The following is a 19,067-nucleotide window of genomic DNA, read 5'->3' as shown; positions in this document are numbered from 1 at the left end:
GATCGTGGCGTTTGATCATGTGGGGGAGACCCGCGCAGCGGTGCTCGACGGCGAGCGGGCTGTGGAGCTGCATCTCGAACGCTGGAGCGAGCGCGGCAAGCGCGCCATCCGCGGCGAGGTCTATCGCGCCCGCGTCACCAAGGTGGATAACGGGCTGAACGGCGCCTTTTGCGAGCTGGGGCGCGGCCCGGCGGGCTTCCTGCCGTTTGGCAAGGCGGGGCGTCCTGACGGTCTGCACGAAGGCGCGGCGCTGGGCGTGCAGATCCAGCGCGAGGCATTTCAGGAAAAGGGTCCGACGCTCGCCCTGTTCGAGGTTGAACCCGGCGATGCGCCCCAGGTGGTCGTGCCGTCGCCCCCGCTGGCCGAGCGCCTGTCCATGATGTTCGACGCGCCGGTGCGCACGCCCAAGGAAGCCGAGATTGATCTAGGCGCCCTGTTCGAGGATGCGCTGGACCCGGTGGTCCCGCTGCCCGGCGGCGGGAAGCTGGTGATCGAGCCGGTCACGGCGCTGACTGCCATCGACGTGGATGCTGGCGCGCGCAGTACCCCGGGCGGGGCGGGCAAGCTCGCCATTGAGCTTAACAAGAGCGCCGCGCGCGAAGCGGCGCGTCAGATTCGCCTGCGCGGTATTGGCGGGGTGGTGGCGATTGACTTCCTGCCGCTGAAAAAGCGCGCCGACCAGGCGGCGCTGGACCAGGCGATCCGCGGCGCATTCAGGAATGATCCGGCAAAAGTGGACATCGCCCCGGCCTCGCGCTTTGCCATTGTCGAGCTGGCCCGCCAGCGCATCGGGCGCGGCCTGCACGAGATCTGCTGGGAACGGTTCGGCGTGGAGACGGTGGAGACGGCGGCGCTGGCTGCCCTTCGCGCGCTGGAGCGCGAGGGCGCAGCCAATCGCGCGGCGCGTCAGATCATCTTGCGCGCGGGGAGTGAGGTTCACGCCTGGCTCGACGCGGACCCTATTGGCTGGCGCAAGGCGATGAAGGCGCGCCTGGGCGAACGCTTCACGCTGGAGCTGGACACAGTGACGGGACCGCGCGCGTTTGCGGCGCATGCCTCATGACAGCGCGCCGTCACAAGACCGGCTGCCCGATTTGCGGGCGGGCGGTAGTGCAGGACTATCGCCCCTTCTGCTCGCGCCGCTGCGCGGACGCGGATCTCGGCCGCTGGTTCTCCGGCGCCTACGCGGTCCCGGGCGAGCCGGTGGATCCGGCTGATTTGCCGCCGTCAGACGATGGCGGGACTGAGCGCGATTGAGCCGGTGCCCTTGCCCTTTTGGCAAGACCTGCTAAGTCGGCCCCGCAAGAGAGAAGGAGGCCTCCCCATGCAGATTCGCGAGGGGCTCACCTTTGACGACGTGCTCTTGCAGCCCGGCGCGTCCGAGGTTTTGCCCGCCCAGGCCGATGTGCGCACACGCGCCACTGCGACCATCCCGCTGAACATTCCGATCCTGTCGGCCGCCATGGATACGGTGACCGAAGCGGGCCTCGCCATCGCCATGGCGCAAGCTGGCGGCATGGGTGTTATCCACCGCAATCTGACCGACGCCGAGCAGGCCGAGGAGGTCCGCCGGGTCAAGCGCTTTGAAAGCGGCATGGTGGTCAACCCGATCACCATCACGCCGGACGCGACGCTGGCCGATTTGCGCGCCTTGATGGACCGTCATCGCATTTCCGGCATCCCGGTGGTGGAGGCCGGCGGCGGTCCCAATGGCAAGCTCATCGGCATCATCACCAATCGCGATGTGCGCTTTGCCGACGACATGAACGCCAGCGTCGCCTCCATGATGACGCGCGAGAACCTCGTCACCGTGAAGCCCGGCGTCGACCAGGCCGAGGCGCGCCGCCTTTTGCACAAGCACCGCATCGAGCGCCTGCTGGTGGTGGACGCGGCGGGGCATTGCGTCGGGCTGATGACCGTCAAGGACATGGAGAAGGCGCAAGCCCATCCCAACGCCGCCAAGGACGAGCATGGCCGCCTGCGCGTCGCCGCCGCGACCACGGTGGGCGATGCCGGGTTTGAGCGCGCGCAGGCGCTGCTGGACGCCGGCGTGGACGTGCTGGTCATCGACACGGCGCATGGCATGTCGGCCAGCGTCATCGAGCAGGTGCGCCGGATCAAGGCCGCCTCCAACAAGGCCCAGGTGATGGCGGGCAATATCGCCACCTATGACGGCGCGCGCGCTCTGTTCGACGCCGGGGCGGACAGCGTGAAAGTGGGCATCGGGCCCGGCTCGATCTGCACCACGCGCATTGTGGCCGGTGTGGGCGTGCCCCAGCTGACCGCCATCATGGACGCCGCCCGGGCCCGCGAGGGCTTTGACGGCGCGATCATCGCCGATGGCGGCATCAAGTATTCCGGCGATCTGGCCAAGGCCATCGCCGCGGGCGCCGACTGCGTGATGATGGGCTCCATGCTGGCCGGCACCGAAGAGGCGCCCGGCGAGGTGTTCCTGTTCAAGGGCCGGTCCTACAAATCCTATCGCGGCATGGGCAGTGTGGGCGCCATGGCGCGCGGCTCGGCCGACCGGTATTTCCAGAAGGAAGTCACTGACGCCATGAAGCTGGTGCCCGAAGGCATTGAAGGCCAGGTCCCCTACAAAGGCCCCGTCGGCCCGATCCTGCACCAGATGGTGGGCGGCCTGCGTGCGGCCATGGGCTATACCGGCGCCAAGACCGTGGAAGAGTTTCAGGCCAAGGCGCAGTTCGTGCGCATCACCAATGCGGGCTTGCGCGAAAGCCATGTCCACGACGTGACCATCACCCGCGAAGCGCCGAATTATCCCACGCCGGGGTGAGGGCGCCTTTTCCTCCCCCGCTTGCGGGGGAGGTGGTCCGAAGGACCGGAGGGGGGAGGCCGCATCTTCAAATTCTGAGGATGATCGCTCTGCCGCTTCCCCCCCCTCGCCGCTACGCGGCACTCCCCCCGCAAGCGGGGGGAGATAGTCGTCGCGCTATTTCCGCCTCCAGACGAAAGAAAACCCATGCGTGAAGCCGGCCGTATTGCCGCCGCCATCGAGGTGCTCGACACCGTTCTGAACCGGCATCAGCCGGTTAAGGACGCCCTGCGCGACTGGGGCAAGGCCAATCGCTATGCCGGGTCGGGCGACCGGGCGTGGATTTCCGGCCTGGTGCTGGACGCCATGCGCAAGCGGGCCTCGCACGGCGTGCGCATGGGCGAGGACACGCCGCGCGCCATGGTGCTGGCCACGCTGGCCCATGAGTGGGAGACGGGGCCCGACGCGGTGGCGGCGATCCTCGACTGCGACGAGCATGCCCCCCCGCCGCTGACCGACGCCGAGCGCGCCGGGATGACCGCCGCCCTGCCGGACGATGCGCCGCTGTGGGCGCGCGCCGAAATCCCGGACTGGCTGGAAGCCAGCTTTGTGCGCGGCTTTGGCGGCGATGCGGTGGTCGAGGGCGCGGGCATGGCCTCTCGCGCGCCGGTGGATCTGCGCGTGAACACGCTGAAGACCGATGCGGAGAAGGCGATCTCGGCGGTGCGCGCGCAGATCAATTGCGATCCGTCTGACCTGGTCACCAGCGCCATCCGCATCGCGGCGGCCGATCCGCGCGCCAAGGCGCCGCCGGCCGATTCCATCCCCGCCTATGGCAAGGGTTGGGTCGAGGTGCAGGATCTGGGCAGCCAGATCGCCGCGCTCGCCGCCGCGCCGCTGGACGGGCTGCAGGCGCTGGATTTCTGCGCCGGGGCCGGGGGCAAGACGCTGGCTCTGGCCGCGCTCATGAACAATTCAGGCCAGCTCTATGCCTGGGATTATGACTGGCGGCGCCTGCGCGCCATCTGGCCGCGTCTGGAGCGCGCCGGGGTGCGCAATGTCCAGGTGCGCACCGGCAAGGAAGGCGAGGCGCTGTGCGATCTGGAAGACCGGATGGATCTGGTTTTCATCGACGCGCCCTGCACGGGGTCGGGCACCTGGCGCCGGCGCCCGGACACCAAATGGCGCCTGAAAGAGCGCGCGCTCGCCACCCGCATCAAGCAGCAGGACGAAGTGCTGGCCAAGGCCGCCAAATACGTGAAGGCCGGCGGGCGCATGATCTATGTCACCTGCTCGGTCCTGCCCGAAGAGAACGGCGACCGGATCAACGCGTTCCTGGCCGCCAACACAGCCTTCCGCGCCGTGCCGGTGATGGATGCCCTGACGGCCTCGGGCCAGCTCACCGAAGAGGGCGCGCTGACGCTGTCCGCCTGCGCCGGGGAGCATGGCGCCCTGCAACTCACCCCGGCGCGCACCGGCACGGACGGGTTTTATGTGTGCGTGATGGAGCGGGAGGGGTGATATTCCGACTGATCAGCCTGTTTTGCCTGTCCGTTCTGTGGAGCGTTCCGGGGGCCGAGGGGCAAACGGTTCAGTACGAGATTTCCCGCAGCGCGGTATGGCCTGTCACAGACAGCCAATCCGGGCGGGAGTATGACATCTATGTGCGTATCCCGCTGGGTTATGAAGAGGCGCGCGCGGAAGGGTATCCGGTCGTCTATCTCAATGACGGTCCTTATACCTTTCCCGTGGCGGTAGGGGTCGCCCACCTGCCCATGAATGCGGGCGTTATGGAAAGTGCAATCATCGTCGGCATTTCCCATGCTCGCAATGAGAACGGCATGGACAGCAGGGTGCGTGATCTTACCCATGCGCACGATGCCGGATGGCGCCTGCAGACCGGTGGGGCACCAGCCTATGCCGATTTTCTCGAAACCGGCATCATTGCCCAGGTAGAGGCGCGGTATAATGCTGATCCGGCGCGCCGCATCCTTTCCGGCCAGTCCTTGGGCGGTTCGTTCGGAGCGTGGATGCTTTTCGCGAGGCCCGGGTTGTTTTCCGGCTATATTCTGACCAGCCCGTCTCTCTGGTTCAATGACGGGTCGATCTTCGCGCTGGAGGCCGATTACGCTGCCAATCACTCCGATCTTCCAGCCAGGGTCTATTTTGCGACTGGAGCGCGCGAAGTCCCGGGGGACTCCACCCGTCACGACCTGGCAGGTGATCAGGTGAGGTTCGCTTCCACGCTCGAGGGGCGGGCCTATCCCTCGCTGGTCATCCGAAGTGAGATAATCGAGGGTGCCCGGCACGAGACCACATTCCCGATTGGCTTCACGCGAGGGCTTGAGTGGTTGCTGGCAAACTGATGGCCGGAACCGACGGATTTTCCGTGTGTGGACGGGAGCGGGCGGGGTAGCAGGCATGCCGATAGTTTCAGTCTTTTTCGGCATTACCATCCGCATGTATTTCGGTGATCATCCGCCGCCGCATATCCATGTGGTCTATCAAGGGCATGAGGCGTTGATCGCTATTGCCGATGGCGCTTTGCTCGAAGGCAGTTTGCCGCCGCGCGCCCGCAGGCTGGTTGCTGAATGGATGGATATGCGCCGGGATGCTATACTGGAAAACTGGCGGCGCGCTGAACGTCTGGAGCCGCTGGAGCGCATTGAAGGTCTGGAATGATCAAGCTCATTCACATGAAGCCCACTGGCCCGGCCTCGTTGCACCTGACCTTCTCGGACGGTCAGGCCGGTGAGCTGGACCTGTCGGCCCTCATCGCCCGGCCCGGCGCGATGGTCCTGCCTTTGCGCGATCCGGCGTATTTCGCGCGCGTGTTCCTGGAGGACGGCGCGCCGACCTGGCCCAACGGGTTTGATCTGGCGCCCTGGGCGCTGCACCGCGACATGGACGCGCAAGGCCTGCTCAAGCCGGCGGGTCAGGCCGCCTGAGCTGCGCTTGCCGCCAGTGCTTCCCGCGAGTTATTCTCGGACTATGAACACGCTTCTGGACCGCATCACCACCGACCCCGCCCAATGCGGCGGGCGGCCCTGTATCCGGGGGATGAGGGTGCGCGTGCGTGACGTGCTCGACCTGCTGGAAGCCGGGCTGGGTTATGATGAGGTGCTGGTCGAGCTGCCCTATCTGGAGCGCGATGACATCCGGGCCGCAATTGCGTATGCGGCGCGCCGCCTTGATCATCCTGTGATCAATGCCGCCGAATAGGCGGGCAGAGCTCTGGCCGGACGCCCACCTGCCGCCCGCACTGGTGCCTTGGCTGATCGAACGTTTCGATATGCAGGCACAGTCATTTGACCGCGCAGGGCTGCGGTTCGCGACGGATGAGGAGGCGTTCGCCAAGGCCAGACAGTCTGACGCCGTAATCGTTACCAAGGACGCTGATTTTCCCCGGCTGCTGGAGCGGTACGGGCCGCCCCCACGGGTCATCTGGCTGACCTTTGGCAATACAAGCCGTTCCAGATTGCAGGACATTCTGACATCCAAGCTGGGAATCGCGCTCAATCTGCTTGACGAGGGTGAGCGGCTTGTGGAGACCAGCGCCGATGACAATTGAAAATCACGAACGCGCCCTCATCATCGATTTCGGCAGCCAGGTGACCCAGCTCATCGCGCGGCGCCTGCGCGAGAGCGGGGTGTATTGTGAGGTGCATCCGTTCAACCGGGTGGATGACGCCTTCCTGGCCGCCTACGCGCCCAGGGCCATCATCCTGTCGGGCGGGCCGGCGAGCGTCCATGGCGAGGGTACGCCGCGCGCCACGCAAGGTGTGTTCGAGCTGGGCGTGCCGGTGCTGGGCATCTGCTATGGCGAGCAGACCATGTGCGCGCAGCTCGGCGGCAGCGTGGAGGCCGCCGACGAGCGCGAGTTCGGCCGCGCCGATATCGAGATCACGGCCGAGAGCCCGCTGTTCGAGGGCCTGGGCGGCGCCGGGCATCTGGAGCGCGTGTGGATGAGCCATGGCGACCGCGTGAACGCGATCCCGCAGGGCTTCCACCCCATCGCCGCCACCACCCACGCGCCGTTCGCCGCGATCGCCGACGAGGCCCGGCGTTTCTACGGCGTGCAATTCCACCCGGAGGTGGCCAACACGCCGCGCGGCGCGCTGATCCTGCGCAATTTCACCCACCGCATTGCCGGGATGAAGGGCGACTGGACCATGGCCGCGTTCAAGGACGAGGCCATCGCCAAAATCCGCGCCCAGGTGGGCTCGGGCAAGGTGATTTGCGGCCTCTCGGGCGGCGTGGACAGCTCGGTCGCCGCCGTGCTGATCCACGAGGCTATCGGCGATCAGCTGACCTGCGTGTTCGTGGATACCGGCCTCATGCGCGCGGGCGAGGCCGATCAGGTCGTCACCCTGTTTCGCGAGCACTACAATATCCCGCTGGTGGCCGCCGACGAGGAAGAGCGCTTCCTGTCCGCTCTGGCGGGGGTCAGCGATCCGGAAACCAAGCGCAAGACCATCGGCAAGCTGTTCATCGACGTGTTCGAGGAGAAGGCGAAGCTGGCCGGCGGCGCAGACTTCCTCGCCCAGGGCACGCTCTATCCTGACGTGATCGAAAGCGTGTCGTTTGATGGCGGCCCCAGCGTCACCATCAAGTCCCACCACAATGTGGGCGGACTGCCCGAGCGCATGAATATGAAGCTGGTCGAGCCGCTGCGCGAATTGTTCAAGGACGAGGTGAGGGCGCTGGGCCGCGAGCTCGGCCTGCCCGAAAGCTTTATCGGGCGCCACCCCTTCCCGGGGCCGGGCCTGGCCATCCGCATCCCCGGCGAGGTGACCCGCGACAAGGCCGACATCCTGCGCAAGGCCGACGCCATCTATATCGAGGAAATCCGCAAGGCCGGCCTCTACGATTCCATCTGGCAGGCCTTCGCCGTGCTGCTCCCGGTCCAGACCGTGGGCGTGATGGGCGATGCGCGCACCTATGACAATGTGCTGGCCCTGCGCGCCGTCACCTCAACCGACGGCATGACGGCGGACTATTTCCCCTTCGACCACGACTTCCTCGGCCGCACGGCGACGCGCCTCATCAACGAAGTGCGCGGCGTGAACCGCGTGGTCTATGACGTGACCAGCAAACCGCCGGGGACGATTGAGTGGGAGTAGGGGAGTAGGGGATTAGGGAGTCTGGCCCCGCTCGCCTGAAGCGATCCGGATCACGCCAGCAGGTGCACGGGCACGCCAAGCGCGGGTCCCGCGCCGGCGAGGCGTTGGTCGCACGTATGCACTGTGGCGCCATGCTCCGACGCGATAGCGAGATGCAGCGCGTCTCCCGCGCGCAGTCCATATGCATGCTGATCGGCGAACTTCGCCGCTGCGCGGAATTGCCCGCCCGTCACGCCCAGCACCGTGAAGCTCTCGGCGACCAGCTCGTTGAACACCGCAAGGGACGCCGCGCGCTGCTCCAGGCTGATCTGTCCGGTTCGCAGCTTGATCGCCATGGCCGATGACATCTCGGTGATGGTCCAGTCGCTGATCAGGAGTTGAGCCGGGTTCTGTTCCGCCAGCCAGGCCTGAGCCCGCGGCGTCAGCGCTTCATTGGAAAGCGCCGCCACGATCAGCGACGTGTCGATATAGAGCATCAGTAGCGATCATCATCGCGCATGGACCGGACGAAGTCGGCGGCGCTCCGCGACTGAGGTGGCAGCGACGCCGTCAGCGATTGGAGCAGCGCGGCGTCAACCGGCTTTCGCGGCTTCGACACCGCGGTCAGACGGGCAACCGGCTTGCCGCGGCGGGTGATGTCAATCGTATCGCCCGCTTCGATACGATCGACCAGTTCGCTCAAGTGGGCTTTGGCATCCGCCAGACTGATCGTACTCATGACACGCTCCTGACCATGTAGATAGTCATATAGCGGATTGATCTCAAGAAGGCCAGCATGACTTTGACCGGCGGGGTAAGCGGCGGCAGGTGTGATTCGGTCCCATCGTCGATCCGTCATCCAGCGAGTACATCCGCGGAACAGGCATAGAAACATCGGTCAGCGACGGGTAGCCCAGACTGACCGATCCGGTGAGCCGTCACATGTGTCCGGCGAGGAGATTGTATCCACGCGCAGCGGGCAGATCGTCGTCCCGCGGCGCTTGGTTTCGGCGACACCTTTGCTTAAGCGCTAGCGTCAGATAGACACTGCCCGCTACAATCTGCCGGGAGCGACTTCGCACCCACCGATCTCGATTCCGCCCCTGACGCCGCCTACGCGGCGCTGGCCGAAGCGCTGGACGCGCCGCTCTGGACGCGCGATGCAAAGCTCATGGCCGTTCCCGGCGGTTGCGCCCGGACCGAGGTTCTGCAGGAATTCGCCGCCATGACAAACGATCGCCTCGATACGCTGGAATCGCTCATCGCGCAGCAGCAGCGCGTGATTGATGATCTGTCCGAGGCGCTGGCGCATCAGCAGAAAGATATCGAGCGGCTGAAAGCACGGCTCCTGCAGTCTGATGACCGCATCGCCGAGCTCGAGGCGGGGCTGGCGCCGGCGACGGGCGAGAAGCCGCCGCACTATTAGCGCCTGAAGGCGGCGCCTTGTTTATCTGGCGCGACCGCAGCCAGGGAGCCGGATGCCTTGGCGCACCCCGCTGGACGTAAGGATGCGGCGCAGCCGCCGACCCCCGGACCACCCACGGCGGCGCATCCAGCCGTATGTCTCTCCCTCCTCCAAAGCACCTGATCCCTGCCACCGCCGCCTGCGTCCGCCTGACGCTGAGCGGAACTGGCGGGGCTGTTCGCGCGCTTAGGTTCGGGGCGCTCTTGTTTATGGATTTGTGATGCTCATACGCATTCTGGCCGGCGGTGTGGTTTTCGTGCTCGCAGCGTGCCTCGTTCTTGTGGTCGTCATCGCGATTGCGGGCTGGGACTGGCTGCGCGGTCCGGTGGAGACGCGCGTCTCGCGTGCGCTTGACCGGCAGGTGGTGATCAGCGAGCCGCTGGAGGTCGACTGGCGGTGGAATTTCGTGCCGGGGGTGCGGGTCGCCGGCGTCACTGTGGCCGATGAGTCCTGGACCGAAGACGCGCATTTCATCGAGCTGGAGCGCGCGGAAGTGGATGTGGTCCTGCTCGACCTTCTGGGCGGAACGGTCAATCTGCGCGAGGCCTGGATCACCGGGATGAGCCTGCGCCTGACCGTGGACGGGGAGGGGCGCCACAATTGGGGGCTCGGCCGTGGCGGCGAGGACGGCGATAGCGGGCGGATGCCCATCATCGGGCGTCTGCACCTGGATGAAAGCAAGGTGCTGTACCGAAACGCGCCGCGTGATGTGTCATTCAGCGCCAATCTCGACACCGTCGTGGCCCAGGATCAGGGCGGCGCGGACCGCACCTCCATTTCAGGCGAGGGCGAAGTGCGCGGCAGCGCCTTGCGCCTTTCCGGTGAAGGCGACGGCGTGATGCGCCTGCGTGATCCCGGTGAGAGCTTCGCCTTCCGCGTGGAGATCGAGGGCGGGGACACGCGCTTCACATTCGACGGCCGGCTCGGACCCCAGGGCAGTTTCCGGGAGGTCCGCGGCGCCCTGGCGCTGCGCGGCGATAATCTGCGCGACGTGTATGATTTCACTGGCATTCCCGTTCCCGACACGCCGCCTTACGATCTCACCCTCAATCTGGCGCGCGTCGACGATGTCTGGCAGGCGCGCGATATCCAAGGCTGGGTGGGCGAAAGCGATCTGTCCGGACAGCTGGACTATGACACGGCCCGCGAGCGGCCCTATGTGGACGCCGCGCTCAATTCCTCGGCGCTGGACTTCACCGATATCGGCATGCTGATCGGCGCGCCCACTATCGATCCGGACGATATGAACCAGAGCGAGCTGGAACGCGCCCAGGCCAGAGCCCTGCGCGACGAGGGCCGCATATTCCCGCGGGCGCCGCTGGCCGTGGAGCGCATTTCAGGCGTGGACGGGCGGCTCGTCCTTCAGGGGCTTGAGGTGACAGGCGTGGGCGAGGCGCTGACCGAGGTCAGCACGGTGATCACCCTGGACAACCGGGTGCTGCGCCTGGACCCATTGGAGTTCGGCTTTCGCGGCGGGCGGCTGTCATCGCGCGTCGAAATCGACGCGCGTGGCGAGGACGCCGTCACATCGGCGGACGCGACATTTTCGGGCATCCGGCTGCAGGATTTCATTCCCAATGACCACATGTCGGGCCTCATCTCGGGCGATGTCAGCCTGGTGGGGACCGGCGACACCATCCGCGACGCGATGGCGACGTCAAACGGCCGGATTCGGGCGCTCCTGGACGAGGGCGGAATCTCAAGCCGCACTTTGGAGCTGATCGGGCTGGATCTCCTGAACTATATCTTCGCCGGCGACGAGGCGGTCGCGACCCTGTGCGGTGTGGCCGACGTGGTGGTGACGGACGGGATCGGCGAGACGGCGACCTTCATTATCGTGACGCCCGACAGCCAGATTCACGGCCAGGGCGCCTTCGGTTTCCGTGGCGAACAGTTCGACCTTCAGATTCAGGCTCGCGACGCCAGTCCCAATCTTGGTTCGCTGGGCGGACCGATCAATGTCGGCGGCACGTTCCGCAATCCGGAAGTGTCCCCGGATGACGAAACCTATCTGCGCGGCGTGGCGACCGTCGCCCTGGGCGCTTTGCTGACGCCGCTCGCCGGCCTTCTGGGCACGGTGCAGCTCGACACGGTCGAGGGTGGAGTGTGCGAGCGTCTGGTCGGCCCGGCTGATGCCGCTGAAACAGACGCGCCGTGAGCGCTGCGCAGTCTGGCTGCGCCGGGCAGGCATTCAGCGTTGCGACTGCCGTTTGGCCTGCGGTGCTGTGAGGGGCGTTGTATTGCTTTGGTCCAGTCGACGGTCCAATATTCACGGGTTGGTTCGGAGAGACGGCATGGACATTCCCGTTAGCGACGCCAAGGCGAGATTGACTGATCTGGTGCGCCGCGCTGAAGCCGGCGAGGAGATCGTGCTCACCCGCAATGGCCTGATCGTCGCCCGCATCGTGGCGGCCAGGGCGCCGGTTGATCGCGAGCGCCGCGCGGACCTGATCGCCCGGGTTCGCAAGTCCGCGCGGCGTGCGCAGTCGCAAGGGCTGTCTTCGGCCCGCAGTCAGGACTTCCTTTACGGTGCCGAAGGGCTGCCGAAATGATGGCGGTGGATACGTCCGCCCTGATGGCGCTCCTCCTCAACGAAGCGGCCGCGGATCTCATTGTGGATGCCCTTGAAACCGCCGACACGATCCTCATCTCCGCCGCGACCGTTGCTGAGGCGATGATCGTTGCCGAACGCCGGGGACTTGACCAGGAGATGCGCACCCTCATTGATGGGCTCGGCATGGAGGTCGCGCCAGTCAACGCCGCCGCAGCCCATGCGGCCGCGCAGGCTTACAAGCGCTGGGGCAAGGGCCGCCACCCGGCGGCGCTCAATTTCGTCGACTGCTTCGCGTACGCGCTCGCGTCGGACAGGCGCGTCCCGCTTCTGTTCACCGGTGACGACTTCGCGCACACAGATCTCGATTCCGTCATCTAGGTCGCGAGCCATCAAGGTGCTCGGAACGAGGCCAGATCTTCGCCCCATGCCCGCTTGCCTCCCCTTCCCGCCTTGGCCACTGTGCGCGCCGTAGCCTGCTGAATGGATTGGACCTGCAAGACCGAACACCGTCTTGACCGGCTGGAATCGCATATCGCGCAGCAGCAGCGCGTGATTGATGATCTGTCCGAGGCGCTGGCGCATCAGCAGAAAGATATCGAGCGGCTGAAGGCACGGCTCCTGCAGTCTGATGACCGCATCGCCGAGCTGGAGGCGGGGCTGGCGCCGGCGACGGGCGAGAAGCCGCCGCATGACTGAGCCGCTCACGACCCGCTTGCCGCGGCGCGCTGGCGGTGGCAGCGTCCCCGACGGGCACTTCTGGCGAGGTCTCGAATGCGCGGTTTGGTCTGGGTGTTGTTGCCGGTTCTTGTGTGTGTAGCCTGTGGTCCTACCGGGTATCTTGAGCGCGAGGGGGAGGTCTATTGGGCCTCCTATCCCGGCAACAGTGCGTTCCCGACGCTGGAGCGGGTCGAGCGTGAGGTCGAGGCCGACCCGGCGAGTTTCAGGGTCGAACCCTTCGACGATTGGGCGTCGGACCGCGATCATGTCTTCTATAAGGGACGCAATGTCGGGCGCGTCGACCAGCCGAGCTTTGCCGCACGCAGCGCCTCGCTCGCCGCCGACCAGCACAATGTGTGGCTCAACGAGACCAGGATCGAGGGCGCTGACCCGGCGAGTTTTCGCCTGCTCGACCATGACTACGCGGTTGACGATCGCCGCGCCTATTACGGCTCGACGCCGTTCGAGGCTTGCGACCTGCCGAGCCTGCGGGTCATCGGCGATGGGATCGACGCCTTCGCGATTGATGAGGCGTGCGTGTTTGCCGGCAGTTTCAGGGCGCCCATCCAGGACCGCGCGAGCTTCGAGCTCCTCGGCGCAGGTTATTCACGCGACGCCACAGGCGTTTACTGGCTGAAGTACAGGCTGGAGGGCGCCGACCCGCAGAGTTTCCACGTGCCCCCGGGCCGGCGCTATGGCGTCGACCGAAGCGGGTGCTGGAACGGAGCGCGTGCGCAGGCTTGCCTTCAATAAACCTGGGTAGCCGGACGGCGGGGTGGTCCGCCGCCCTGCGCCGCCGCGTCATCGCACGACCTTAGCTGCACACAAGCTCGCCCCCTGGACCGGACTCGGTCTATTCTAGGCGCTATAGGGCGTTGTGACAGGCGGGGAGCGACATCATGGAAGTCTTGATCATCGGACTGGTGCTGCTGCTGGGCGTGCACATGACGCGTGTGGTCGGGCTGCGCGGCCCCCTGGTGCGTCTTCTCAGCGAGCCGCTCTACGCCATCTTCTATTCAGTGATCAGCGCGATCGGCCTGGCGCTGGTCATTTACGGCCACATCCTCGCCCATCCTTCGCCGCTGGTGTGGACGCCGCCGGAGTGGACGCGCACGCTTGCCCTGTTCGCCATTCCAGTCAGCCTGGTGTTGCTGGCGGCGGCCTATCTGCCCAGCCATATCCGCTCTTTCACGCGCCATCCCATGACGCTGGCGGTATTCCTGTGGGCGGGTGCGCACCTCACGGCCAATGGCTCGCTGGCCTCGATGGTGCTGTTCGGGAGCTTTTTCGCCTGGTCGGCTATCATTCTGATCGACGTCTACGCGCGCGGTGGCGCGTTTGACCGGCCGGGCCGCTGGAGCGCCGATATCGGCGCGCTGGTCACCGGCGCCGCGCTTGCGGCGCTGTTCGCCTACTTCCACATGCAGCTGTTCGGGGTGGCGGTGTTCGAGCTTGCATCCGAACCGGGCGCTCCGGGCATCTAGCTGTTGACGAGCCGCCCATCGGGGGCGGCCCGGCCAGGAGCAGACCCATGCAAGAGCTTATCCCGCTAGCCCCGTTCATCATGGTCGTCCTCATTGTGGCGACCGTCTATTTCTTCTCATCGCGCGACCGCCGCGAAGTGCTCGAAACCATGCGCGAGGCCATCCGCAATGGCCAGACGCTGGATCCCGAAACCATCAAGGCGCTGGGCGTGCCCGCGAAGAAGGAAGGCAATGGCGACCTCAAGACGGGGCTGATCCTCATCGCCGTCGCGCTCGCCCTGATCGTGCTGGGCTGGGTTATCACCAATACCGTCCCGATGGACGCCGGCGATCCGGAACCGCTTTACATCCTGACCGGCGTGGCCGCGTTTCCAGGCTTCATCGGCCTGGTGCTGACGGGGTTTGGCCTGGCGCGCATAGGCAGGAAAAAAGCCACCGGCAACGATCAGTAAGGCGGCTTCGATGGCGGTCCCGCTCAACGCTCCGGATGCTGACCTGGCGGCGGCCGTCATGGCCGCCGGCGACCGGCGTGCCTTCGGGGCGCTGGTCGCACGCCATCAGCAAGCGGTGCGCAGCCTCCTCCTGCGCCTGACGCGCCAGAGCGCGCTGGCCGATGATCTGGCCCAGGAAACTTTCCTGAAAGCGTGGACGCGTATTGGTTCTTTCCGCGCCGACGGCAGCTTCAAGGCCTGGCTTTGCGCCATCGCCTATTCCGAGTTCCTGATGGGCGCGCGCAAGGTCCGGGCGGCTCAGCGTCTGGCCGACGGGCTGACGGCCGAGCCGGGCGAGACCAGCACGCCGCCCGAGCCCGGAGGAGAGCGGATCGATCTGGACCGGGCGCTGGCCCAGCTCGGTGAAGAGGAACGCACCTGCGTGGTGTTGTGTTACGCGTCCGGCCTCAGTCATTCTGAAGCCGCGCAGGTGACGGGCCTTCCCGTGGGCACGGTCAAATCCCATGTCAGCCGGGGCCGGGCGAAACTGAAACTCTGGTTCGAGCGCAAGGAGGCCGCATGACCCGCCCTGACGAGGAATTTGACGCTCAGCTGCGCGGCCTGTTCGCGGATGCGGCACCGCCGGCTCATGATCCCGAGTTCGCCGGCCGCGTGATGGCGCGCCTGCCGCATCTGGAGCGCTGGCGGGCGGCGGCGGTGACGGCGGCGGCCCTTGCGGGCGCGGCGGTGGCGAGCGTGCAGGCGGCCCCGCTGGTCAGCGGGCTCGCCGTGGTGCTGGAGGATGCGGGCGCCCTCGCCGCCGGCGCCTTCAGCGGGCAGGCGATTGTCATGGCCGCCGCAGGCGCGGCGGCGCTGGGACTGGCGCTGCTATTGTCCTGGCGCGAGCCCGGCCTGCGATAGGCGCGTCAGTCACGCGCGGTCTGGGGCGGCGTGTTCAGCCCCGGGATCATGCGCTGCAGCGTGCCGTCGCGGTCGAGGAAATGGTGCTTCAGCGCCGCCCCGGCATGCAGCGCCAGCAGGCCGAAGATCACCCAGCCGCCGGCCCCGTGGATCGAACCGGCCAGTTCATAGAAGCCCTCGGTCTGGGGCACGGGCAGGCGCGGCAGGTCGAACCCCTCAATATTGAACAGGCGGGTGGGGAAATTGGTGGCCGAGGCCGTCACCCAGCCCCCGATCGGCGCGCCGATCATCACCGCGTAGAACGCGATATGGGTGAAGCGCGCCAGAATTTTTTCCCACGGCTTCATGTGCGCGGGAAGGGGCGGGACGGGATGGGTGAAGCGCCAGGCGAGCCGCGCCAGCGACAGGATCAGGATGGTGATGCCGGCGGTCTTGTGCCAGTTATACGCCGTCTGCACCTCGGCGAAGGTCATCTCGCCAGCCAGGGCCAGATCGCGCAGCCCCTCCATCCACCAGCCATAGAACACCATGGAGATCAGCATGATGGCGATCACCCAGTGGAAGGCGATGGCGACGGTGGTGTAGGTGGTGCGGCTGGCGGTCATGACTCACTCCGGGGCGGTGCGCAGGAACTCGGCCTCTATTCGTACCCGAACTTCGTCGCCGATAAAGCCCGGTGGCAGCTGTCCGACGCCGAAATCATTCCGGTCGATGATCAGATCGGCGCCGAAACCCATGGCGCGACGGCCTTCGAGCAGATTGAAGACCCCGCCGTAAAACTCTGTTTCCAGAACGGCGGGACGCGTGACGCCCTTCAAAGTGAGCTCACCATGGATGCGCCCGGTGGTCTCGCCGGTCACTTCGATGCGGGTGGAGCGGAAGATGATCTGCGGGTGAAGTTCCGCGTCAAACCAGGCGCCGCCGCGCAAGGTTTCGTCAAAGTCCGGGTCGCCGGTGGAGACCGAGGCCGCGTCGATCACGGCCGTGAGCTCTGACGCGCCGGGGCTTGCCGGATCGAAGCTCAGGCGCGCGTCCAGCCCGTCAAAGCGCGCCGTGTACCAGGACAGGCCCAGATGGCGCACCCGCCAGTTGACCGAGGCATGCTCTGTGTCCAGCGCCCACGCGCCAGCGGGCAGGCGCTCGGGATCGACCGACGGCGCCGACACGCAGGCGGCAAGCATGAGGCAGGCGAGGGTGGCGAGACGGCGCATGGGGCTGACTTTCACTGTCGGCGCCTGAGACTAGACCGGCACAGCGCCGCGTCCAGTTCACGCACCCCCTCGCGCCCGCGCGTGAAAGCGGTATGTTGCGGCTCATATCCTGATCTGACCCTCGAGGCCCGCCCATGACCTACCGCGCCCCTGTCCGCGACATCCGCTTCTGTCTGGAAGAAATCGCTGCGCTCGACGGGCTCAAGCCTACGGGCGCGTTTCCCGAGCTGTCGGGCGATCTGACGACCGCGATTCTGGAAGAGGCGGCACGCCTGGCCAATGACGTGCTGGCGCCGCTCAACTGGACCGGCGACCAGCAGGGCTGCACGCTGAAAGACGGCGCGGTGACCACGCCCGACGGCTTCAAGGAGGCCTATGCCAAATTCGTCGAGGGCGGCTGGCAGGGGCTGCAGTTTGACACCGGGCATGGCGGCATGGGCCTGCCGCGGGCGCTGGGTTGCGCGCTGATGGAGATGCTGCAAAGCGCCAACATGGCCTTCGGTCTGGGGCCGATGCTGTCGTTTGGCGCCATCGAGGCGCTGATCGCGGTGGGCACGCCGCAGCAGCGCGAGGTCTATTTGCCGAAAATCATTTCCGGCGAATGGACAGCGACCATGAATCTGACCGAGCCGCAGGCGGGTTCGGATGTGGGGGCGCTGCGCACCAAGGCCGAACCCAATGGCGACGGGTCCTGGTCGATCACGGGGCAGAAAATCTACATCACCTGGGGCGAGCACGACTGCACGGACAATATCATCCACCTGGTGCTGGCGCGCACGCCCGGCGGCGAGCCGGGCACGCGCGGCATTTCGCTTTTCCTGGTGCCGAAATTCATCCCGGATGAGACCGGCGCGCCGGGGGAGCGCAACGCCGTGACCGCCATCGGGCTGGAGCACAAGATGGGCATTCACGGCTCGCCCACCTGCACGATGGAGTATGCCGGCGCCAAGGGCTGGCTTGTCGGCAAGGAATTCAAGGGCATGGCCGCGATGTTCATCATGATGAACTCGGCACGCCTCAATGTCGGCGTTCAGGGCGTCGGGATCGCCGAGCGCGCCTATCAGCAGGCTTACGATTTCGCACTGGGCCGCCTGCAAGGCCGCGCCCTGATGGGGGAGGGCGAGGGACCCCACCCGATCATCGAGCATCCCGACATCCGCCGCACCCTGGCGATGATGAAAGCCAAGATCGAGGCCGCGCGCGCCATCTGCTTTCACGCCGCGGTGGAGGCCGATTTCGCCGAGCACCATGACGACGAAGACGAGGCGGCGTGGGCCAAGCGGCGCGAGGATTTGCTGATCCCCATCGCCAAGGCCTGGTGCACCGATGTGGGCGTGGAAGTCGCATCCATGGGCGTGCAGATCCATGGCGGCATGGGCTTTATCGAGGAGACCGGCGCGGCCCAGCACTACCGCGATGCCCGCATCGCCCCGATCTATGAAGGCACGAACGGCATTCAGGCGATTGATTTGGTGGGCCGCAAGCTGGTGCGCGATGGCGGCGAGGCCATGGGCGAGCTGATCGACGATATCCGCCAGACTGTGGAAGATTGCGAGACCAGCTCCAACCCTGATCTGACTGCGCTGGCCGCCCAGCTGGCGCCGGCGTGCGATGCGCTCAAAGCGGCGTCCGACTGGATGCTCAAGGCCAGCGAGGCCGACCGGCTGGCGGGCGCCACGCCCTTCCTGAAGCTGGCCGGTGACGTCACCGGCGGCTGGCTGTTGTGCGTCGGCGCGGTGGCGGCCCAGCGCCGCCTGAAGGAAAGAGAGGGCGATCAGGCCTATGCCAGTGCCCGCATCGCCATGACTCGCGTTTATGCCGACACGGTGCTGTCCAGCGCCCCGGGCCTGCTGGGCGATATCCAGACGGGCGCGGCCGTGCTGTTCGAGCCGGGGCTGACGATGCTGGAAAGCGCCTAGATCCAGTATGCGCCCGGATCGGGGTGGGTGCGGCCGTCGACCAGGCGCATCAGCCCCACCACCGTGCGCACCACCAGCCACACCGCGCCGAGCAGCCAGATCAGGAGCCCGAGACCGAGCAGCCAGATCGTGGCGAAACCGACCACCGCGATGATGATGCCGTAGATCACGGTGCGGATCTGGAAATCATAGTGATTGAGCAGCCAGGCGGGCGCCTTGTCGCGGCGCATGAAGGCGATGACCAGCGCGATCAGGGCGGTGATCCCGTTGGATAGCGCGAACAGCAGCAGCACGTAATTGACCAGCGCCAGCGTCCGGTCGCCATGGGGGTCGGGTCGGGCGTCAGGCATGGCGTCGCTCATGGGGTCTGATCCTCCTGATGCGATCAGTTTCGGATGGTTCGCCGCATGGCTCAAGACTGCGCAGCACGCCGGATCATAACAGGGTTTCATTTGGATTTGCCCTGTAGGCTGATAAGAATGTGCAA

Annotated in this window: 26 protein-coding genes; 21 read left to right on the top strand and 5 right to left on the bottom strand. The window is 66.4% G+C overall.

Annotation, left to right across the window (positions count from 1 at the left end; translation table 11 throughout):
• Positions 1-4 precede the first annotated feature (4 nt).
• The 10 genes from L2D01_09750 (at position 5) to guaA (ending at position 7,899) form a co-directional block, all read left to right on the top strand.
• The gene (locus L2D01_09750; protein WBQ09179.1) at positions 5-1,063 is read left to right on the top strand and encodes a ribonuclease E/G; all 1,059 of its coding nucleotides are present in this window, start codon (positions 5-7) and stop codon (positions 1,061-1,063) included.
• Positions 1,060-1,257 (top strand): DNA gyrase inhibitor YacG, encoded by a 198-nt coding sequence (gene yacG, locus L2D01_09745; protein WBQ09178.1) that lies wholly within the window; start codon positions 1,060-1,062, stop codon positions 1,255-1,257. Before L2D01_09750 ends, yacG begins: the two co-directional genes overlap by 4 nt.
• Before the next feature lie 67 nt (positions 1,258-1,324).
• On the top strand, positions 1,325-2,797 hold the full coding sequence (gene guaB / locus L2D01_09740) for an IMP dehydrogenase (GenBank protein WBQ09177.1): 1,473 nt from the start codon (positions 1,325-1,327) through the stop codon (positions 2,795-2,797).
• A gap of 186 nt (positions 2,798-2,983) precedes the next feature.
• Positions 2,984-4,297 (top strand): RsmB/NOP family class I SAM-dependent RNA methyltransferase, encoded by a 1,314-nt coding sequence (locus L2D01_09735; protein WBQ09176.1) that lies wholly within the window; start codon positions 2,984-2,986, stop codon positions 4,295-4,297.
• Positions 4,294-5,142, top strand: a complete 849-nt coding sequence (locus L2D01_09730) for a hypothetical protein (GenBank protein WBQ09175.1) — start codon at positions 4,294-4,296, stop codon at positions 5,140-5,142. Before L2D01_09735 ends, L2D01_09730 begins: the two co-directional genes overlap by 4 nt.
• Positions 5,143-5,167: 25 nt before the next feature.
• A complete protein-coding gene (locus L2D01_09725) occupies positions 5,168-5,458 on the top strand; it encodes a DUF4160 domain-containing protein (protein ID WBQ09174.1) in 291 nt (96 codons plus the stop codon).
• Positions 5,455-5,724 (top strand): DUF2442 domain-containing protein, encoded by a 270-nt coding sequence (locus L2D01_09720; GenBank protein WBQ09173.1) that lies wholly within the window; start codon positions 5,455-5,457, stop codon positions 5,722-5,724. The genes L2D01_09725 and L2D01_09720 overlap by 4 nt, the downstream gene beginning before the upstream one ends.
• A 43-nt stretch (positions 5,725-5,767) precedes the next feature.
• Positions 5,768-5,998 carry a DUF433 domain-containing protein gene (locus L2D01_09715; GenBank protein WBQ09172.1) on the top strand — a complete coding sequence of 77 codons (231 nt, stop codon included), beginning with the start codon at positions 5,768-5,770 and terminating at the stop codon, positions 5,996-5,998.
• Between the two features lie 43 nt (positions 5,999-6,041).
• Positions 6,042-6,347, top strand: a complete 306-nt coding sequence (locus L2D01_09710) for a DUF5615 family PIN-like protein (protein WBQ09171.1) — start codon at positions 6,042-6,044, stop codon at positions 6,345-6,347.
• A complete protein-coding gene (gene guaA / locus L2D01_09705) occupies positions 6,337-7,899 on the top strand; it encodes a glutamine-hydrolyzing GMP synthase (protein ID WBQ09170.1) in 1,563 nt (520 codons plus the stop codon). Before L2D01_09710 ends, guaA begins: the two co-directional genes overlap by 11 nt.
• Positions 7,900-7,949: 50 nt before the next feature.
• On the opposite strand, the gene L2D01_09700 is transcribed toward guaA, so the two are convergent.
• On the bottom strand, positions 7,950-8,375 hold the full coding sequence (locus L2D01_09700; GenBank protein WBQ09169.1) for a type II toxin-antitoxin system VapC family toxin: 426 nt from the start codon (positions 8,373-8,375) through the stop codon (positions 7,950-7,952).
• Complete coding sequence (locus L2D01_09695; protein ID WBQ09168.1) at positions 8,375-8,617, bottom strand: type II toxin-antitoxin system prevent-host-death family antitoxin; 243 nt, start codon at positions 8,615-8,617, stop codon at positions 8,375-8,377. The genes L2D01_09700 and L2D01_09695 overlap by 1 nt, the downstream gene beginning before the upstream one ends.
• A gap of 486 nt (positions 8,618-9,103) precedes the next feature.
• On the opposite strand from L2D01_09695, the gene L2D01_09690 reads away from it, so the two are divergent.
• The 10 genes from L2D01_09690 to L2D01_09645 all read left to right on the top strand — a co-directional run bounded on the left by L2D01_09690 (position 9,104) and on the right by L2D01_09645 (position 15,450).
• Positions 9,104-9,304 carry a SlyX family protein gene (locus L2D01_09690; GenBank protein ID WBQ09167.1) on the top strand — a complete coding sequence of 67 codons (201 nt, stop codon included), beginning with the start codon at positions 9,104-9,106 and terminating at the stop codon, positions 9,302-9,304.
• A gap of 259 nt (positions 9,305-9,563) precedes the next feature.
• A complete protein-coding gene (locus L2D01_09685) occupies positions 9,564-11,501 on the top strand; it encodes an AsmA family protein (protein ID WBQ09166.1) in 1,938 nt (645 codons plus the stop codon).
• A 136-nt stretch (positions 11,502-11,637) separates the two neighbouring features.
• Positions 11,638-11,895 carry a type II toxin-antitoxin system prevent-host-death family antitoxin gene (locus tag L2D01_09680; GenBank protein ID WBQ09165.1) on the top strand — a complete coding sequence of 86 codons (258 nt, stop codon included), beginning with the start codon at positions 11,638-11,640 and terminating at the stop codon, positions 11,893-11,895.
• Positions 11,892-12,275: a type II toxin-antitoxin system VapC family toxin gene (locus tag L2D01_09675; protein WBQ09164.1), complete on the top strand. Its 384-nt coding sequence runs from the start codon at positions 11,892-11,894 to the stop codon at positions 12,273-12,275. Before L2D01_09680 ends, L2D01_09675 begins: the two co-directional genes overlap by 4 nt.
• A 102-nt stretch (positions 12,276-12,377) precedes the next feature.
• Positions 12,378-12,593, top strand: a complete 216-nt coding sequence (locus L2D01_09670; GenBank protein ID WBQ09163.1) for a SlyX family protein — start codon at positions 12,378-12,380, stop codon at positions 12,591-12,593.
• A 75-nt stretch (positions 12,594-12,668) separates the two neighbouring features.
• Entirely contained in the window at positions 12,669-13,367 is a 699-nt protein-coding gene (locus L2D01_09665; protein WBQ09162.1) for a DKNYY domain-containing protein, read from the top strand.
• Positions 13,368-13,513: 146 nt separating this feature from the next.
• Positions 13,514-14,098, top strand: coding sequence for an NnrU family protein (locus tag L2D01_09660; GenBank protein ID WBQ09161.1), 585 nt, complete (start codon positions 13,514-13,516; stop codon positions 14,096-14,098).
• A gap of 47 nt (positions 14,099-14,145) precedes the next feature.
• Positions 14,146-14,550 carry a DUF6249 domain-containing protein gene (locus L2D01_09655; protein WBQ09160.1) on the top strand — a complete coding sequence of 135 codons (405 nt, stop codon included), beginning with the start codon at positions 14,146-14,148 and terminating at the stop codon, positions 14,548-14,550.
• Positions 14,551-14,560: 10 nt separating this feature from the next.
• Positions 14,561-15,112 carry an RNA polymerase sigma factor gene (locus L2D01_09650; protein ID WBQ09159.1) on the top strand — a complete coding sequence of 184 codons (552 nt, stop codon included), beginning with the start codon at positions 14,561-14,563 and terminating at the stop codon, positions 15,110-15,112.
• Positions 15,109-15,450, top strand: a complete 342-nt coding sequence (locus L2D01_09645; GenBank protein ID WBQ09158.1) for a hypothetical protein — start codon at positions 15,109-15,111, stop codon at positions 15,448-15,450. The genes L2D01_09650 and L2D01_09645 overlap by 4 nt, the downstream gene beginning before the upstream one ends.
• A 5-nt stretch (positions 15,451-15,455) precedes the next feature.
• Here the strand turns inward: L2D01_09645 and L2D01_09640 are convergent, their stop codons facing one another.
• Together L2D01_09640 and L2D01_09635 are read right to left on the bottom strand one after the other, a co-directional pair.
• Positions 15,456-16,055: a cytochrome b gene (locus tag L2D01_09640; protein ID WBQ09157.1), complete on the bottom strand. Its 600-nt coding sequence runs from the start codon at positions 16,053-16,055 to the stop codon at positions 15,456-15,458.
• 3 nt (positions 16,056-16,058) lie between these two features.
• Positions 16,059-16,661 carry a YceI family protein gene (locus tag L2D01_09635; protein ID WBQ09156.1) on the bottom strand — a complete coding sequence of 201 codons (603 nt, stop codon included), beginning with the start codon at positions 16,659-16,661 and terminating at the stop codon, positions 16,059-16,061.
• A 134-nt stretch (positions 16,662-16,795) separates the two neighbouring features.
• Between L2D01_09635 and L2D01_09630 the strand changes: the two genes are divergently transcribed.
• Positions 16,796-18,580: an acyl-CoA dehydrogenase gene (locus L2D01_09630; protein WBQ09155.1), complete on the top strand. Its 1,785-nt coding sequence runs from the start codon at positions 16,796-16,798 to the stop codon at positions 18,578-18,580.
• Here L2D01_09630 and L2D01_09625 read toward each other — a convergent pair.
• A complete protein-coding gene (locus L2D01_09625; GenBank protein WBQ09154.1) occupies positions 18,577-18,942 on the bottom strand; it encodes a hypothetical protein in 366 nt (121 codons plus the stop codon). The genes L2D01_09630 and L2D01_09625 overlap by 4 nt on opposite strands.
• Positions 18,943-19,067: the final 125 nt, after the last annotated feature.

It is taken from the genome of Hyphomonadaceae bacterium ML37 (assembly GCA_027627685.1).
Classification (GTDB): domain Bacteria; phylum Pseudomonadota; class Alphaproteobacteria; order Caulobacterales; family Maricaulaceae; genus Oceanicaulis.
This window is presented reverse-complemented; position numbering and strand designations above follow the sequence as displayed.